The sequence below is a fragment of the Chromobacterium sp. LK11 genome, from assembly GCF_001043705.1.
GTDB lineage: Bacteria > Pseudomonadota > Gammaproteobacteria > Burkholderiales > Chromobacteriaceae > Chromobacterium > Chromobacterium alkanivorans.
This window is the reverse complement of sequence record NZ_LDUR01000016.1, coordinates 112,409-129,534: the sequence shown is the minus strand read 5'-3', so window position 1 is coordinate 129,534 and position 17,126 is coordinate 112,409. Positions and strand designations below refer to the sequence as shown.

Genomic DNA, 17,126 nt, shown 5'->3' with positions numbered 1-17,126 from the left:
CAAAAGAAAATGGCGCCAGCGGCGCCATATGAAGAATGAGGAACATCTCTGGGTGAAGCGAAAGTGGAAAGCCACTGAATCCCCACACCAAGCCGCGAAACGCCTGACGCTTCACGACCTAAACAGATGAACCCATCATGCACCATGCGCACCCCGAGGGCACCTGTCCCTTGTTACAGCGGGGTTTTGTTGACATAGCACATTGCCATTTCATCCGAGCAAAATCTCCCAAAAAACATAGAAAACCCGGCTTTTTGGCGATAAAAAACGCCTTGCAGCATTGCAAGGCGTTTTTTGCTGCGGCGATCAGCCGCTTATTTGGAATTATTCACCATGAACTCGACAGCCGAGCGGAATTCGGCGTCGCTGCCGGTATAGCCGCCCTTGGCCGGCATCGCGTTCAAGCCCTTGATGCCGATCTTGACCACTTCGTCCAGGCCCGGTTTCAGGCGCTCGGCCCAAGCCGCCTTGTCGCCGAACTTCGGCGCGCCGGCGATGCCTGCCGCGTGGCAAGCCATGCACACGCTGTCGTAGATTTTCTTGCCCACCACGGCCGGATCTGCCGCCGCGGCCGCGCCGCCTGCGCCGCCCACCGGCGGCTCAGTGAACTTTCCGCCCGCGGAGTTGCCCATATAGGCCACCGCGCGTTTCACTTCGTCATCGCTCAGGTCGGTGGCGCCGCCCTTGGCCGGCATCGCGTTGAAACCCTGCAGCGCGTGCTGGGTCAGCGTGTCCCAGCCCTTGGCGATGCGCGAACCCCATGTGGCGGTGTCGCCGAACTTGGGCGCGCCGGCCAGGCCGGTGCCGTGACAGGAAATACAGATGCCTTTATAAACCTGTTCGCCAGTGCGCATGCCCGGAGGCGCGTCGCTGGCCTTGGCTTCGCCGACCGGTTTCAGGCGAGACGCGATGGCCTCCTTGGTCATTACTTCGGCATCCACGTTGTAACCGCTGGTGGCCAGCTTGGCCAGAAGCCAAATCGCCACCACAAGAAAGACAACGACGCCAACCAGCACTTTGATGACCTGGCTGGGAGCCATTACGTTCTCATTACTCATTACGAGCCTCGCCTGGAATTAATGACATTTAAAATAGGATAATTATACGGTAAGCCTGAAGGCAAGGCAAAACCATACACTGGACTCGGGTAAGGAAGTTGCGCTATGATGCGGACCTGCCTCAAAGCAAGCACAGCGCACCCGTAGCTCAGTTGGATAGAGTGTCAGTTTCCGAAGCTGAAGGTCACAGGTTCGATCCCTGTCGGGTGCGCCACAACTCCTCGATATTTTCCGTTTTCCCGCTTTTTCCCCTCTATTTTCAGCGCCGCGCGCCAAAACCGCGTTTTCCTCGCATTGCGTCCGCGCCGCCGCAATGAAAAAAGCGGGCCGCCCACGCGTCCCGCTTCGTTCAATCCGCTCGGCCTCAGGCCAGCGTGGCCATCGGCTCGGCGGCGTCGTCGTCTTCTTCGCCGAGGAAGCCGCCGCTCTGATGCGCCCACAGCCGCGAGTACAGGCCGCCCTTGGCCAGCAGGCTGCGGTGGTCGCCCTCTTCCACGATGCGCCCCTTGTCCAACACGATCAGCCGGTCCATCGCCGCGATGGTGGACAGGCGGTGGGCGATGGCCACCACGGTCTTGCCTTCCATCAGCCGGTACAGGCTGCGCTGGATCGCCGCTTCCACTTCCGAATCCAGCGCGCTGGTGGCTTCGTCCAGCAGCAGAATGGGCGCGTCCTTCAACATCACCCTGGCGATGGCGATGCGCTGGCGCTGGCCGCCGGACAATTTGACGCCGCGTTCGCCGACATGGGCTTCATAGCTGACGCGGCCCTTGGGATCGGTCAGGGTCAGGATGAAGTCGTGCGCCTCGGCGCGGCGCGCGGCGGCCTCCATCTCGGCGTCGTCGGCGTCCGGCCTGCCATAGAGCAGGTTGTCGCGCACCGAGCGGTGCAGCAAGGAAGTATCCTGCGTCACCATGCCCACCTGGGCGCGCAGGCTGTCCTGCGTCACCCGCGCGATATCCTGGCCGTCGATCAGAATGCGGCCGCCGTCCAGATCATAGAAACGCAGCAGCAAGTTGACGATGGTGGATTTGCCGGCGCCGGAGCGGCCGACCAGGCCGATCTTCTCGCCCGGACGTATCGTCAGCGACAGCTGCTCGATCACGCTCTTGCTGCCGCCGTAGCTGAAGTCCACCTGATCGAAGTGGATCTCGCCCTGCTTGACCGCCAGCGGCTTGGCGTCGGCGCTGTCGTTGACCAGCACCGGCCGCGACAGGGTGGCGATGCCGTCTTGCACCGTGCCCACTTGCTCGAACAGCGAGGCCATCTCCCACATGATCCAGTGCGAAATGCCGTTCAGGCGCAGCGCCATCGCCGTGGCCGCCGCCACCGCGCCGACGCCGACTTCGCCCATGCTCCACAGCCACAAGGTGGCGCCGGCGGTGCTGGCGATCAGCAACATGCTCAGGCTGTGGTTGATGATTTCGAAACCGCTGATCAAACGCATCTGGCGATAGGCGGTGGCCAGGAACTCCTGCATCGCGCCGCGGGCGAAGCCGGCCTCGCGCTGCGCATGCGAAAACAGCTTCACCGTGGCGATATTGGTGTAGGCGTCGGTGATGCGGCCTGTCATCAGGCTGCGCGCGTCGGCCTGGGCGGTGGCGGCCTGGCCCAGCCGCGGCACGAAGAAGTACAGCGTGGCCACGTACAAGGCCAGCCAGGCCAGGAAGGGCCACAGCAGGCGGCTGTCGAAACTGCCGACCACGGCGATCATGGTGACGAAGTAAATCACCACGAACACCAGGATGTCGGCGACGATCATCACCGTTTCGCGCACCGCGATCGCGGTCTGCATCACCTTGGCGGACACCCGGCCGGCGAATTCGTCCTGATAGAAATTCATGCTTTGCCGCAGCAGGTGGCGGTGGAAGTTCCAGCGCAGCAGCATAGGGAAGTTGGCGGACAGGCCCTGGTATTTGATCAGCGCCTGCAAGGCGATCAGCAAGGGGCTGGCCAGCAGAATGCCCGCCAGCAGCAATAGATTATGGCGTTGCGCGTCCCACAACAGCGCGGGCTTGACCGCGCTCAGCCAGTCCACGACGGAGCCGAGCATGGAGAACAGCAAGGCCTCGAAAGCGCCGATGCCGGCGGTCAGCAGAATGACGGCCGCAATCAGGCCGCGCAGGCCGCGGGTACAGAACCACAAAAATGGGAAAAAGCCCTTGGGAGGTTGGGCCGGGGACGTGTCGGGATACGGATTGATCCGCTTTTCGAACCAGTTGAACAAAGATCGCTCCAGTGCAGAGGCCGCCGCTTGGACCGCGCCTGCTTTGGGTTTAATAGGAAGTAGGACAATAGCCAAGCGCGGAAAATCGCGCAATGGAAAATTAGCGCCGGCCATGCCCGCATTTGTCATATTCAGCCAATAAACACGAACAGGGTTTATTTGTCGGCAACTACATTGGCTAAAACGCGACAGTCAGCACAACTCCTCGAGCTTTTCCGTCTTGCGGCTGCGCAGGTCCACCACCCGGTGAATCTCGATGCGCAGCTGGCCGCGGTAAACGTTCCACATCACCAGCGCGGCCCGCCGCGCCTGTTCCTGGCTGGGATGCAGCGGCCCGCTGTCGTCGACGCCGAACTGCTCCGAGATCAGTTTCAAACGATACATCCCCCTTGCGCCCCCCCAAGACCGCGGCGACGGCGTTCAGCGCCGCCGACGCGCCGTCGACAAAAAGTGAGAAACTCGCCATGCCGCTGTTTCGTTAATCCTGCCAAGACAATCTCATTGGCATAATTTTGCGCGAAGCAAGCCTCCATCCGCAGACGGCGGCGCTCAATGGCGCGGTGTTTGGCGTGGGGAAACAGCGCGGGCCTTGGCCCTTGGCATTTATTGACGGCTTTTGCCGCTCTTAAGGAATGATTCTACCCATTACCTGCGGTATCAGGCAAAGATTCCTGAATTAATTCACGCAGTTGTAACATAAACCAATGGGGAAGCCGTGCAAACGCGCGCCGGGCCAGGCGGAACCGCCGCGGAGGCGGCCCGGCGCTTGCGGAACCGGCTAGTGGGCCAGCGCGTGCACGTCGTGCCGCTGCGGGTGACGGATGCGCGCCAGCGCGGCGTCTATCGTCGGCGTGCGCTCTCCCCAATAACCGTGGCGGGCCAGACAGTCGGTGGCCACCAGCGCCGCGTCTATCATGAAGCGCTCTTCCAGCAGCAAGCGCTCGACTTCAGCGAACGGCGTCAGGATGTGCTCGGCCACCTCGCCGTCCTGGTTACAGGGCGTTTCGCCCGGCTCCAGCCACAGGTCGAAAGCGTAAATCCATTCACGGTGCAGGCCGCGCTGCACCGGGCGCTCGGCCAACAGCAAGCTGGATTGCGGCAAGTCCCGCACCTGCTCGCGACGCACGCCGGCCTCTTCCCAACCCTCGCGCTCCAGCGCCAGTTCAATGGTTTCGCCGGCGGCCACGCCGCCGCCGACCAGATTGTCCATGCGATTGGGGTCCACCGCCTTGTGCGGGCTGCGGCGTCCCACCCACATCCGCACTTCGCCGGACGGCAGCCGGGTCAGGCCGTTCAGATGCACCGCGCGGCTGGTCAGGCCCAGCGGACGGAAGGCGGCGCGCTCCAGTTCGAAATACGGGGAGCCGTCGTGACGGAAGGCGGTGAAGTTCTCATTGCGCCAGCCATTCAGCCAGCCGGCCTGCTGCCAGCGTCGCGCCGCCTGCGCCAGCGCGTGGCTGATGCTGCGGTAGCTGCCGTCCAGCCGGCAGTGCAGCTTCTGGTATTGTTCCTCGAACAGCTGAGATTCGCTGCTCAGCAAGCGTTCCCTCCACGCCGCGTTGACCCAGCCCAGTCGCTCTTTGCCGATGTACAAAGGCGTGAACTGCTGACGATCAAAACGGGTGATCTTGTCGAGATAGGCCAGAACCGCATCCACTTGCATTGCCGACTCCGCTGCGATGTGTTTCGGGAAGGCTGCATCTTAGGATGCTTCTTCGGCTTTGACTATATCTGGCGTAACAGCCGGCAAATAAACAGATTATTTTGCGGTGGGATGTTGCGGAATTGTCGCGGCGGCCGGCGTGCAAACCGCCGCGCCCGGCAAATTTAACGCCATTGTCATCTCAGTTTGTCGACCAGCCCGGAGTAGCGCTGCGGCGCCGCCGCGGCCGCCTGCTCCCACACCGGCTGCGCGCCGGAGACGAGGAAGCGCTCTCGCGCCCGGGTGATCGCGGTATACACCAGCGCCCGGTTCAGCAAGGGTCCCGCCGCTTCCGGCAGCTGCAAACAGACTTCGCCGAACTCGGAACCCTGGCTCTTGTGCACCGTCATCGCGTACACGGTGTCGTGCTGCGGCAGGCGGCCAGGGGCGAACTCGCGCCAGCCGCCGTCGTCGCCGGGAAAAGCCACGCGCAAACCGGCCTCGCGCTGCACCGTAAAGCCGATGTCGCCGTTGAACAGGCCCAGGCCGTAATCGTTCTCGCTGATCATCACCGGCCGCCCCGGATACCAGTCGCGGCCGGCCGGCTTGTCGCCGTCGGCTTCCAGCTGCCGCTCCACGCGCTGATTGAAAGCCTCCACCTGCCGCCGCTCCGCCGCCAGCAGCATGAAGCCGGCGAAAGCCCGCTGCCGCTCGGCCAGCGTCGCGCCGGCGCGCACGGCCCGCCAATACGGCCGCCAGCGCGCCAGCACCTCGGCCGCGTCCAGCGCCGGCACCGCCTCCACGTCGCGCCAAGCCGGGTCTTGCAACACCGCCCAGCTGCCGGCGCCGTCGCCGCCGTTCACCCGCCGCGCCAGTTCGCCGATGCCGGAGTCGGCGCCGAAACGATGGCTGTGGGTGAGCAGCGCCACGCAGTCGGTGAGCTTGCCGCCCGCGCCCGGCGTCGGCGGCAGGGTGTCGCCGCAATTCGCCCGCAGCCAGTCCAGGGTGTCCGGGCGGTAATGGATGTCGGCGCACAGATCGCCCAGCACCGCGCCGGCGTCCACCGAGGCCAACTGGTCGCGGTCGCCCAGCAGAATCAGCCGCGCCTGGGACGGCAGCGCCTCCACCATGCGCGCCATCAGCGACAGATCTATCATCGACGCCTCGTCCACCACCAGCACATCCAGCGGCAAGGGGTTGCCGGCGTGGTGGCGCGGCGCCGCCGCGCCCGGGCGCAGGCCCAGCAGCCGGTGCAAGGTCTGCGCCTGCTGCGGCAATTGCCGCAGCGTGCCCTCGGCCAGGTCCAGCCCCGCGCGCGCGCCGCGCACCGACTCCGACAGCCGCGCGGCGGCCTTGCCGGTGGGCGCCGCCATCGCCATCACCAGCGGCCGCGGCGACAGGCCGGCGAGCAAGGCCAGCAGCTTGAGCACGGTGGTGGTCTTGCCGGTGCCCGGACCGCCGGAAATGATCATCAGCCGCTGACGCGCCGCCAGCGCCGCCGCCAGCTTCTGCCGGTCCGGTCCGGCCGCGGACGCCGATCCGAACAAGGCCTCCAGCAGCGGGCGCAGCCGCGCGCCGTCCGGCGCCGGCCCCGGCTCGGCCAAGGCGGCCAGACGCTCGGCCAGCCGCGCTTCGTCGAACCAGTGGCGGGCGAAATACAGCCGGCCCGCCGCGTCCAGGATCAAGGGCGCGTAGTCGCCGGGCCGGCCGACCAGCGCGCTGGCCTGCAAGGCCTTGCGCTCAGGGCGCTGCGCCAGGGGCAGGCAGACGTGGCCGGCCTGGTTGGCGCTGGCCAGTTCGTGGATCAGCGCCAGCGCGGCCTCGTCCACGCCGGGATCGAGACGGGCGAACAAGCGCGCCAGTTCGGCGGGCAACAGGGCTTGCTGGACAGACATGGGCTGGAATCCGGATGCTTTGCGCTCCGCGATGCGGAGCCGGGATGGGGAAGCTCGAAGCGCTTCAGCGCAATTTGCCGCTATCTTGCAGCTGCTGAATCGCCTTGTCCAATTGCGGCAACAGCTGCCGGTATTGCGGATGCAGCCGCAACATCACCGGCACGCCGCCCACCGCGTCGCCCGCCGCGCAGGGCTGCGCCTCCGGCGCGCGGCTCAGCAGCGAATCCAGTTGGCGCTGGCTCAAGACGATGGCCTGCATGCTGCCCTGGCGCAGGCCGCTGAGCAGGTCGCTCTCGCTGGCGGCCTCCACCCGCTTGAACTGGCCGCTGGCGAAACCGGGCTCCAGCACGGGATAGCTGCGTCCCTGCAACACCCCCAGGCTCAGGCCGCTCAGGCTGGCCGGCGCCGCGCCCTTGCGCCGCTTGCCCGGCGCGAAGCACAGCCGCAGCGTCTGCACGTCGATGGGCCGGGTGTAGAAGCCGGCCACCGGCGACAGCGCGCGCCAGGACGGATTGACACCCACCTCCACGTCCACCTTGCCCACTTCGAACAATTGCTGCAGCCGCGACGACGGGTAGTACTCCAGCTCGAAGCGGACGCCGCTGTGCCGGCCGATCAGTTCCAGCGCGGCGCGGTACTGAGTGGCCAGCGCGCCGTCCTGGGCGCTGTACAGCAAGCCGAAGCTGTCGTTGGCCACGCCGGCGCGCAGGACGGGCGCCGCCGCGGACGCGGCCTGCGCCGCCAGCAGCAGGGCGATCAGCCAGGCGCCGCGCTCAAGCAAGCCGGGCTTCCAGCGCATCGCAAATGGTTTTGAGAATTTTGATGCGGGCATAGTATTTGTTGTTGGCCTCCACCAGCGTCCACGGCACCTTGCTGGTGCTGGTGCGGTCCACCATATCGCTGACGGCCAGCTTGTAGGCGTCCCATTTGTCGCGATTGCGCCAGTCTTCCTCGGTGATCTTGAAGCGCTTGAAGCCGGTTTCCTCGCGTCCTTTGAAACGCTCCATCTGCTCTTCCTTGCTGATGGCCAGCCAGAACTTGACGATGACGGCGCCGTTTTCGCTGAGCTGATGCTCGAAGTCGTTGATTTCGTAATAGGCGCGCATCCAGTCCGCCTCCTTGGCGAAGCCTTCCACCCGCTCCACCAGCACCCGGCCGTACCAGGTGCGGTCGAAAATGGTGATGCCGCCCTTGCCCGGCACGTGGCGCCAGAAGCGCCACAACCAGGGCTTGGCCTTTTCTTCCTGGGTGGGTGCGGCGATGGGCACCACCCGGTAGCGGCGCGCGTCCAGCGCCTGGGTGATGCGGCGTATGCTGCCGCCCTTGCCGGCGGCGTCGTTGCCTTCGAAGGCCAGCACCAGCGAGTGCTGGGCGAAGCGCGGATGCCGGGTCAGCCGGTGCAGCCGGCCCTGCAACTGCTCCAGCTCCGCCTTGTACTCGGCCTTGTCCATGGATTGATCCAGTTGCAGGGTGTCCAGCAGCAACTTGTTGTCTATCGGCGCCAGCAGCGGCGGCGCGTCTATCAGCTCGGCCTGCGAGCCCTGCGCCTGCGCCAGCCGATTGCGGATGGCGTTGAGCAGGGTGTTGCCCACCGTCAGGCTGCGGTAATTGGCGTCCTCGCCGTCCACCACCACCCAGGGCGCGGCGGCGGTATTGGTCAGCCGCAGAATGTGCTCGGCGGACTTGCGTATCTTGTCGTAGCGCTCGTAATGCTCCCAATCGGTCTTGGTCACGCGCCAGCTGCTGGCCGGGTCCTTTTCCATCTGCTTGAGCCGCTTGTGCTGCTGCTCCCGGGTCAGGTGGAACCAGAATTTCAGCACCAGCGCGCCGTCCATGGTCAGCATGCGTTCAAAACGCAGGATGTCGAAAATCTGCTTGTCCAGCGCGTCGCGGTCGCTGCGGGCGAACACCCGGTCGAACAAGGCGTCGGAATAATAGGAGCCGAAGAACATGCCGATGCGGCCCTTGGCCGGCAGCTGCATCCAGTAGCGCCACATCCACGGCCGGGCGCGGGCGTCGTCGTTGGCTTCGGCGAAGGCGACGGTGTCGATCAGCCGCGGGTCCAGCCATTCGTTGATCAGATTCATGGTTTCGCCGCGGCCGGCGCCGTCGAAGCCGTGAATCAGGATCAGCACCGGAAAGTCGGCCTTCTCCTTCAAATCGTATTGCAGGTCCAGCAAGGCCTCGCGCAATTTGGGCATGGCTTCGCGGAAAGTCTTCTTATCGATGCTGTGGCCGATTTCGGCGGATTCGAACATGATGCGTCCTTGGTTTGAACCTGTTCTAAAGTCTCGCGAGCAAGAGCGAGACCAGGCGAAAACAGCTGAGAAAACGGAATGCACATGAGCATTTCAAATGCTGTACTCACAGTGTCACGCGCTCACGAAGCGCAGCAGACTTTGAACAGGTTCTTATTATCGGCCCGCGCCCGGCGCAACTCTCCCCTTCCGGCCGCGTTCCACTTCAGATAGTTCAGCTTAGTCCCATGACCGCGGCTTGCGCACTCCGCATTCCTACGCATGCCCGGCGAACCATTGGTCCAGCGCCGCCAGCAAGGCCGGCGCGGGTTGATCGCTCCAGATCCCGCAGGCGTCGACGCCGACGCCGCGCAGATACAGATAGCGCACGCCGCCGAAGCGGGCGGCGAAGTCCACGCCGCGCGCGCTGAAATAGCGCCGCAGCGCCACGCAGTAGATCAGGTATTGCAGGTAATAATGTTCTTGGGCGATGGACTCCGCCAGCCGCTCTGCGCGGTAGTCTTCATGCCGCCCTCCCAGGTGGTTGGACTTGTAGTCCACCAGATAGACGCGCCCGTCCGCCTCGAACACCAGGTCCATGAAGCCCTTGAGAAAGCCGCGCACGGTGGAGAAGTCCAGCTGCGACGCCGCCGCGCGCAAGGGCGCGGCCAGGCCGTGCTCCGGCGCGGACAGGATGGCGGCCAGCTTGGCCACCTCCAGCCTGGGCGCCGGCAGCATGAATTCCATTTCCACCAACCGCTTGCCGTCCGGCACCTCGGCCAGCCTTACGCCCGGGTCCAGCTCCGCGTTCAGCGTCGCCGCCACCATCTCGCAAGCCGCGTCGGTCCACTCCGGCGCGAAGCCGTGCCTGGCCAGGGCCCGCTCCACCGCCTGGCGCAAGCCGGCGGCGTCGACGCCGAAACTGATGGTTTCGAAAATCTCGTGTAGGCAGGTGCCGGCCTTGGCCCCGCGCGGAAAGCCGAAACGATCCAGAGCCGGCGGTGCTTGCGGTTCGGCCGGCGCCGCCGGCTGCCCCGCGTCGTGGTCCGGACTTTCCTGCCATTTGCCGGCCGCCTGCGCATGGGTCAGCGAGGTGAAGCTGGCCACTCGCCACGGCGCGGCCAGCCGGCGCGCGAACGCCTGGGCCAGATAATCCCTCCCGGCTTCGCGGCGCGCGGCCAGGGACGGCCCGGCCGCGTCCTCCTCCAGCACCGCGCAAGCGCCTTCCGCGGCGGCGTTGGCCGCGGCCGCGAAAACGTCCAGTTCGCGCCTGAGCACCGCGGCGTTCAGTTCCAGCGCCTCCAGTTCCGGCAGCGCGCGCGCGTCGCGGCCGTGCAGCAGCCAGCTCAGCGCCGCCGTCTCCATGCCGCGCACCCAGCCCCAGCACAGGTATTGGCGATATTGCGCCCGGGTCAGCGCCACGTAGAGCAGGCGCAGCTTCTCCGCCAACAGCTCGCTGCGCGCCGCCAGCTTCACCCCGGCGTCGGCGGCGGCGTCCGGCGCCAGCCAGGATTGCTCTTCGGCGTGGTAGCGCCAGAACGCGGCGTCGCGCCGCTCCAGCGCGCCGCCCCACAGAAAGGGGCAGAAGGCCACCGGGTATTGCAGGCCCTTGGCGGTGTGGATGGTGACGATCTTGACCAGGGCCGCGTCGCTCTCCAGCCTCAGCACCGCCTCTTCGCCGCCCGGCGGCTGCGCCACCCGCGTCTCCAGCCAGCCCAGCAGCGGCGCCATGCCCTGGCGCTGATCGCTTTCTTGCTGCAGCAGCTCGGCCAGATGCGACAGATTGGTCAGCCGCCGCTCGCCGTCCGGCAGCGGCAGCAGGCGTTCCGCCACCCGTTCCCGCGCGAAGAAATGCCGCCAGGCAGCCATGAAGCCGCGCTCGCGCCATAGCAGGTGGTCGGCGGCGTTGGCTTGCAGCTGCGCCTCCCAGCGCGTCTCGTCCTCCACCCTGGCCAGCAATTCGCCGGCGTCGACTCCGGCCAGTTCCGTCACCAGCGCCGCGCGCAGGCGCGCCTCGCTGGCCGGCTCCGCCCAGGCGCGCAACAACGCCAGCATCTCGCCGGCCTCGCGGCTGGCGAACACGCTCTCCTGGGTCAGCGCCACGCTGGCCACGCCGCGTTCGGCCAAGGCCTGGCGCACCCGGTCGCCCTGGCGGTGGGTGGACACCAGCACCGCGATGTCGCCGCCGGCCAGCGGCCGGCGCGCGTCGCCGGCGACGATGGCGGCGCGGCCGTCGGCCGCCAGCGCCAGCAAGCGCGCGATCTCGTCGGCGCAGGCGTCGGCGGCCAGCGCGGTGGCGGTTTCGCCGCTGGCGGCCTTGTCCGCCGTCTCCGGCCGCAGCCATTGGAAGCAGAACGGCGGCCTGTCGTCGTCGACCTCCAGCCGGCCGCCGGAGGCCGGCTGCGCCGCCACCGGCTGATAGGCGATGCCCTCGATCAGAAACGGCAGTTCGCGCGCGAACAGCGCGTTGACGGTGCTCACCAACGGGGCTTCGGAGCGGCGGTTGGTGTCCAGCGTGTAATGATGTTGCGCGTCGCCGCGCGCCGCCAGATAGGCGAAAATGTCGGCGCCGCGGAAGCTGTAGATCGCCTGCTTGGGATCGCCCACCAGGAAGACCGGCCGCTGCTGCGCGACGAAGCAATGGCGAAAGATCGAGTACTGGATGGGGTCGGTGTCCTGGAATTCGTCGATCAGCGCCACCTGGAAGCTGCGCGCCACATGGGCGGCCAGCAGCGGGCCGCTGATGGGATCGGCCAGCGCCGCGCCCAGATCGGTCAGCAGGTCGTCGAAGCTGCGGCTGCGCTCGCCGGCGCGGCGCGCGCTCAGTTGCTCATTGGTCCAGGCGATCAGCTCCAGCTTGAGCTGAGCCACCGACAGCGCCACCTCGTCCAGATAAGCGTCCCAGGCGCCCAGCCAGGCCTCCACCAACGCGAACAAGGGGTGTTCCGGCGCGGCGTGGCCTTTCTTCATGCCCTTGGCCAGCGAGGCCGGCAGCAGCTTGTCCAATTGACGGCGGCCGTCCTTGTCCAGCACCGGCGTGGCGTCCGGCGCGGCCAGCAGGCCGTTCAAGGCGCCGATGGCGCGCTCGATGATGGCCGGGCTATAACTGCGCGCGTTGAAGCCCGCGGCGGCGCGCAGCAGATCGGCCGCCTCCGCCGCCAGTTCCGGCCGCACCGCCAGCGCCCGCCAGCCTTGCTCCACCGCGAGCAAGGCGCGCTCCAGTCCGGCGACGTGCGGCGCGCGCATGCGCAGATAGGGCTTGGACAGATAGGGCCGGATGTCCGCCAGCCAACCGTCCGGCGTTTCGCCGTTGTCCACCAGCACTTGGGCGAGCAAGGGATCGTCCACCACCCGCCGTCGCCAAAAATCGTCGACGATTTCGGTCAAGCGCTCCTCGTCGTCGCTGACCAGCTCGGCTTCGAAAGTCTGGCTGCTTTCAAAGGCGGCGTCGGTCAGCACTCGCTGGCAGAAGCCGTGAATGGTGTAGATGGCGGCGGCGTCGAAGCCGGTGATCGCGGCCTTGAGCCGCTGCAATGCCCGCTCCCGCTCCGCGCCCGGCGGAAAACGCTGCACCAGCGCCGACAGGAAGGGATCGCCGCCGGCCTCGCCTTCCCCGGCCAGCGTTTGCGCCAGCTCGCTCAGCCGCCGGCGCAGGCGCTCGCGCAGCTCCGCGGTGGCCGCCTTGGTGTAGGTGACCACCAGCACTTGATCGACGGTGGGCGGCGACTGGCCGTCGCGCTCTTCCAGCAAAAGCCGGGCGAACAGGGCCGCGATGGTCCAGGTCTTGCCGGTGCCGGCCGAGGCCTCGATCAGGTTGATGCCGCTCAGCGGGCAGTTCAGCGCGTCCAGCGCTTGGGGAAGCAGGCTCATGATGGCGACACTTTAATTCGATTCGAGCTTTTAAACGACCCGTAAGCGGGATGAGACGCGCTCGCCGCGTTCAGAAGCGTTCGTCCAGAATAGCCGGCAGAACGATTTCCCGCGCGAAGGAGGCGTCGGACAAATTCAGCACGGCGCGCGCCAGGCTCACCACGTCATGCAAGGGGATCAGCTGGCCGGCGCCACGCTCGGCGGCCTGCTCGCGGGGCACGGACAAATCGTCCTCGGTATTGAGATAGCCCAATTGCAGGCAGGTCACGGCCAGACGCTGCGCGCGGTATTCCTCGCGCAGCGCGTCGGCCATGCCGCTCAAGGCGAACTTGCTCGCGGCGAAAGCCACTTCGGGGCGGCCGCTGCGCGACAGGCCGGATGTCGATCCCGTCAGGAACAGCTGCGGTTTGGCCGCGCCCGACATGCGCGGCAACACATGCTTGAGCAGCAGAATGGTCGAAGCGATATTGACCTGGACCACGTCCAGCAGCTCCTGATCCGAGCAGCGGGAGAAGGCATAGGACGGCTCGAACGCCTCCCGCTCCCAGACGCCCACATTGCACATCACCACGTCCAGCCGTTCCGGCAGAGCGCTGACGACCTGTCGCACGGCCTGGGCCGGATCGGACAAATCGGCTTCGATCCAGTCCAAGGCCAGGCCGGCCGGCGGCCGCAAACCCTCGGGCCTGCGCCTGGACACGCCGACCACACGGTCCCCCTCAGTCCCCAATCCCTCAACAAAAGCCTTGCCAAGGCCACGGCTCGCTCCAATGATCAAGATATTCACGGCGACTCCCGAATCCGTCTGCGCGGCGGTTCCGCTGCAGTTCCAGATGAGAAGGATACCCGATTCGCCAAATTTGTCGGCCACGCCGGCAAAGGGGATAATCGCCGCCCGAACCCCGCATTCAAGGCCCGACACAATGAGCGACTCCGCAATCCGACTTTCAAAACGCATGGTGGAGCTGGGTCTGTGCACGCGGCGCGAAGCCGACGCCTGCATCGAACAGGGTCTGGTGAAAGTGGACGGCCAGACCGTCACCGCGCTGGGCAGCCGGGTGGAGCCGCAACAGCGCGTCGAACTCACGGGCCGGCCCGAGATCCAGCGCGACGCGGCGGTCACCCTGCTGCTGCACAAGCCCGCCGGCGCCGAGCCGCTGGCCGTGCTGGGGCCGGACAGCCAGTTGCCGGGCGACGTCAGCGGGCTGAGCTGGCTGCCGCGCCATCGCCAGCATCTGCAAGGTTTCGGCGCCGTCGCCGAGCGCGCCCACGGACTGGTGGCGCTGACCCAGGATCGCAAGCTGGCGCAGCGGCTGGCCGATTGCCAGCTGGAATTCCTGATCAACGTCGACGCCGCGCCCGCCGCCGCCGAGCTGCAACAGCGGCAGAACGCCCTGCGCCCCGGCGGCAAGCCGCCGCGCGAGCTCAAGGTCTCGCGCCAGAGCGACCGCCAGCTGCGCCTGGTGCTCGCGGCGCGCGACGCGCGCTGGCTGGACGACATCTGCGCCGGCCTGGGCGTCAGCCCGCTGGCGCTGCGCTGCATCCGCATCGGGCGGCTGGCCATCGGCCAGTTGGCCGCCGGGCAGTGGCGTTATGTGCCGGACTTCGAGCGTTTCTGAGCTGTCAGCTTCATGCCCAAGGCCAATGCCGCCGCCGCGTTGCGCGCGGCGCGGCTGACATTGTCCGCGGCCTCGGCCAAGGCCTGTTCCTGACTGCACGGCCGGCTGACCGCGGCGAACACCGCGTCCAGGCCGTGCGCGTGGGTCAGCTCGCTGCCCGCGCCCAAGCAACCGCCTATCGCCAGCACCGGCACGCCATGGCGCTGGGCGACGCGGGCGACGCCTATCGGCGTCTTGCCTTGCACGCTCTGACTGTCGATGCGGCCTTCTCCGGTCACCGCCAGATCGGCGTCGGCCAGCGCCGCGTCCAGACCGACGGCCTCGGCGACGATGGCGCTGCCGGAGCGCAGCCGGCCGCCCAGGCAGGCCAGCAGCGCGGCGCCCATGCCGCCGGCCGCGCCGCCGCCGGCCGCGTCGGCCGCCGCCACGCCCGACTCCCCTTCCATCAAGACCGCGAAACGCGCCAGCGCCGCGTCCAGCTCCACCACCATCGCCGGCGTCGCGCCCTTCTGCGGCCCGAACACCGCCGACGCGCCGCGCGGGCCGGTCAGCGGATTGTCGACATCGCAGGCCACGTCGATGCGGCAGGCAGCCAAGCGCGGGTCCAGTCCGGACAGGTCCAGCCGCGCCAGCCGCGCCAAGGCCGCGCCGCCGGCCGGCAACTCCGCTCCGTCCGCATCCAGCAGCCTGACGCCCAGCGCCTGCAGCATGCCGGCGCCGCCGTCGTTGGTAGCGCTGCCGCCTATGCCCAGCACGAAGCGGCGCGCGCCGGCGTCCAGCGCGTCGCGAATCAGATCGCCGGTGCCGTGGCTGCCGGTCAGCAGGGGATTGCGCCGCGCCGGCGACAACAGCGCCAGACCGCTGGCGGCGGCCATTTCTATCACCGCCACGCCGTCCGCGGTCAAGCCGTAGCGGGCGGACAGCCTGTCGCCCAGCGGGCCTCGCACGGCAGCCTCGCGCCACTGGCCGCCCAGCGCGTCCAGCATGGCCTGCACCGTGCCCTCGCCGCCGTCCGCCATCGGCAGCTTGCAATAGCGGACGGCGGGAAACACCTGGCGGAAGCCGTCCTCTATCGCCTGGGCCACCTGCAGCGCGCTCAGGCTTTCCTTGTAGGAGTCCGGGGCAATCACGATTTTCATGCGGTTTTCAATCACGAGAGATGACAAGAGCAAGATATTAGCGATTGACCAGCCGCGGCGGAATCCTCAGCACCAGCAAGGCGCCGGCCAGCATCACACCGGACAGGATGTACAGCGCCGGATCGGTGCTGTGGGTCATATCCTTGATCCAGCCCACCAGGAAGGGGCTGACGAAGCCTGCCACCTGACCCAGCGAGTTGATCAGCGCCAGCCCGCCGGCGGCGGCGGCGCTGCCTAGGAAGGCGGTGGGCAGCGGCCAGAACATCGACAGCCCGGCCAAAGCGCCCATGGTGGCCAGTGTCAGGCCCAGCATGGACAGCCAGACCGCGCCGCCGCTATTGGCCGCCAGCAGCAGGCCGGCCACGCCCATCAGCAGCGGCAGCACCACATGCCAGCGGCGTTCGCCGCGCCGGTCGCCGGAACGGCCGACCCAGACCATGAAGAAGCAGGCGGCCAGATAGGGCAAGGCGCTGAGCCAGCCGATGACGCCGGCGCTCTGGAAGCCCAGGCCCTTGATGATGGACGGCAACCAGAAGTTGATCGCGTACACCCCCATCTGGATGGCGAAATAGATCGCGCCCAGCATCCAGACATTGGCGTTGCGCAGCACGCTGGCGAAAGACTGCTCCATCGGACGCTGCGCCGCGCGCCGCGCCTCGTCGTCGATCAGCGCCTGTTGCATCGCCGCCTTCTCTTCCGCGCTCAGCCAGCGCGCCTGGGCGATGCCGTCGTTCAGATAGAAGTACACGCCCAGGCCCAGCAGCACCGTGGGCAGGCCTTGCAGCAGGAACAGCCATTGCCAGCCGGCCAGGCCACCCTGCCCGGCGGCGAAATGCTGCAGCATCCAGCCGGACAGCGGGCCGCCCAGCACGCCGGACACCGGAATCGCCGACATGAACAGCGCCATCACCTGGCCGCGCTTGTCGGCCGGGAACCAGCGAGTGAAATACAGCACGATGCCGGGGAAGAAGCCGGCCTCGGCCACGCCGGTGAAAAAGCGCAGCAGATAGAAGGACTGCGGCGTGGACACGAACATCAGGCAGGCGGACAGCGTGCCCCACACCAGCATCAGCAAGGCGATCCAGCGCCGCGCGCCCACCTTGTGCAGCATCAGATTGCTGGGCACGCCGCACAGCACGTAGCCGATGAAGAAAATGCCGGCGCCCAGGCCGTAGACGGTTTCGCTCAGACCCAGCGCGTCCAGCATCTCCAGTTTGGCGAAGCCGACGTTGACGCGGTCCAGATAGTTGAACAGATAACAAACGAAAATGAAGGGAATCAGCCGCCACACGGCTTTCTTGTAAGCGCCGGCCAGAATGTCCTGCCGCGGCGCGCTCAGGGTGTCGCTAGGGTTCAAATCCATCTCCTCTGCGCGCGGGGGCCATTCCCTCCGGCGCCTCTCCTTGGTTCCGATGAATATTGTTTTTGTATTGCGTCGC

At 67.0% G+C, this 17,126-nt stretch carries 12 protein-coding genes and 1 tRNA gene; 2 read left to right on the top strand and 11 right to left on the bottom strand.

From position 1 onward, the window contains the following. Window positions 1–314 precede the first annotated feature (314 nt). Window positions 315–1,040 (bottom strand): cytochrome c5 family protein, encoded by a 726-nt coding sequence (locus tag VK98_RS11305; protein WP_231589260.1) that lies wholly within the window; start codon window positions 1,038–1,040, stop codon window positions 315–317. A gap of 155 nt (window positions 1,041–1,195) precedes the next feature. Between VK98_RS11305 and VK98_RS11300 the strand changes: the two genes are divergently transcribed. Next, a tRNA-Arg gene (locus VK98_RS11300) sits at window positions 1,196–1,272 on the top strand. A 150-nt stretch (window positions 1,273–1,422) separates the two neighbouring features. Here the strand turns inward: VK98_RS11300 and VK98_RS11295 are convergent. The 8 genes from VK98_RS11295 to VK98_RS11260 form a co-directional block, all read right to left on the bottom strand. Continuing rightward, complete coding sequence (locus VK98_RS11295; protein WP_048414130.1) at window positions 1,423–3,285, bottom strand: ABC transporter ATP-binding protein; 1,863 nt, start codon at window positions 3,283–3,285, stop codon at window positions 1,423–1,425. Between the two features lie 192 nt (window positions 3,286–3,477). Next, entirely contained in the window at window positions 3,478–3,669 is a 192-nt protein-coding gene (locus VK98_RS11290; protein WP_048409471.1) for a hypothetical protein, read from the bottom strand. A gap of 394 nt (window positions 3,670–4,063) precedes the next feature. Then, on the bottom strand, window positions 4,064–4,948 hold the full coding sequence (locus VK98_RS11285; RefSeq protein ID WP_048414129.1) for a DUF4743 domain-containing protein: 885 nt from the start codon (window positions 4,946–4,948) through the stop codon (window positions 4,064–4,066). Between the two features lie 176 nt (window positions 4,949–5,124). Further along, entirely contained in the window at window positions 5,125–6,822 is a 1,698-nt protein-coding gene (gene recD / locus VK98_RS11280; RefSeq protein ID WP_048414128.1) for an exodeoxyribonuclease V subunit alpha, read from the bottom strand. 64 nt (window positions 6,823–6,886) lie between these two features. Next, on the bottom strand, window positions 6,887–7,621 hold the full coding sequence (locus VK98_RS11275; RefSeq protein ID WP_048414127.1) for an ABC transporter substrate-binding protein: 735 nt from the start codon (window positions 7,619–7,621) through the stop codon (window positions 6,887–6,889). Continuing rightward, the gene (gene pap, locus VK98_RS11270) at window positions 7,596–9,080 is read right to left on the bottom strand and encodes a polyphosphate:AMP phosphotransferase (RefSeq protein ID WP_048414126.1); all 1,485 of its coding nucleotides are present in this window, start codon (window positions 9,078–9,080) and stop codon (window positions 7,596–7,598) included. Before pap ends, VK98_RS11275 begins: the two co-directional genes overlap by 26 nt. Window positions 9,081–9,335: 255 nt before the next feature. Further along, the gene (recB, locus tag VK98_RS11265) at window positions 9,336–12,929 is read right to left on the bottom strand and encodes an exodeoxyribonuclease V subunit beta (RefSeq protein ID WP_048414125.1); all 3,594 of its coding nucleotides are present in this window, start codon (window positions 12,927–12,929) and stop codon (window positions 9,336–9,338) included. A 70-nt stretch (window positions 12,930–12,999) separates the two neighbouring features. Further along, on the bottom strand, window positions 13,000–13,887 hold the full coding sequence (locus tag VK98_RS11260) for an SDR family oxidoreductase (protein WP_231589259.1): 888 nt from the start codon (window positions 13,885–13,887) through the stop codon (window positions 13,000–13,002). Here VK98_RS11260 and VK98_RS11255 point away from each other — a divergent pair. Then, window positions 13,853–14,548, top strand: a complete 696-nt coding sequence (locus tag VK98_RS11255; protein WP_048414123.1) for a S4 domain-containing protein — start codon at window positions 13,853–13,855, stop codon at window positions 14,546–14,548. The two genes, VK98_RS11260 and VK98_RS11255, sit on opposite strands and share 35 nt — an antisense overlap. On the opposite strand, the gene VK98_RS11250 is transcribed toward VK98_RS11255, so the two are convergent. Then, a complete protein-coding gene (locus tag VK98_RS11250; RefSeq protein WP_048414122.1) occupies window positions 14,521–15,687 on the bottom strand; it encodes a glycerate kinase in 1,167 nt (388 codons plus the stop codon). The two genes, VK98_RS11255 and VK98_RS11250, sit on opposite strands and share 28 nt — an antisense overlap. 37 nt (window positions 15,688–15,724) lie before the next feature. Further along, entirely contained in the window at window positions 15,725–17,050 is a 1,326-nt protein-coding gene (locus tag VK98_RS11245; protein ID WP_048414121.1) for an MFS transporter, read from the bottom strand. Between the last annotated feature and the right edge of the window lie 76 nt (window positions 17,051–17,126).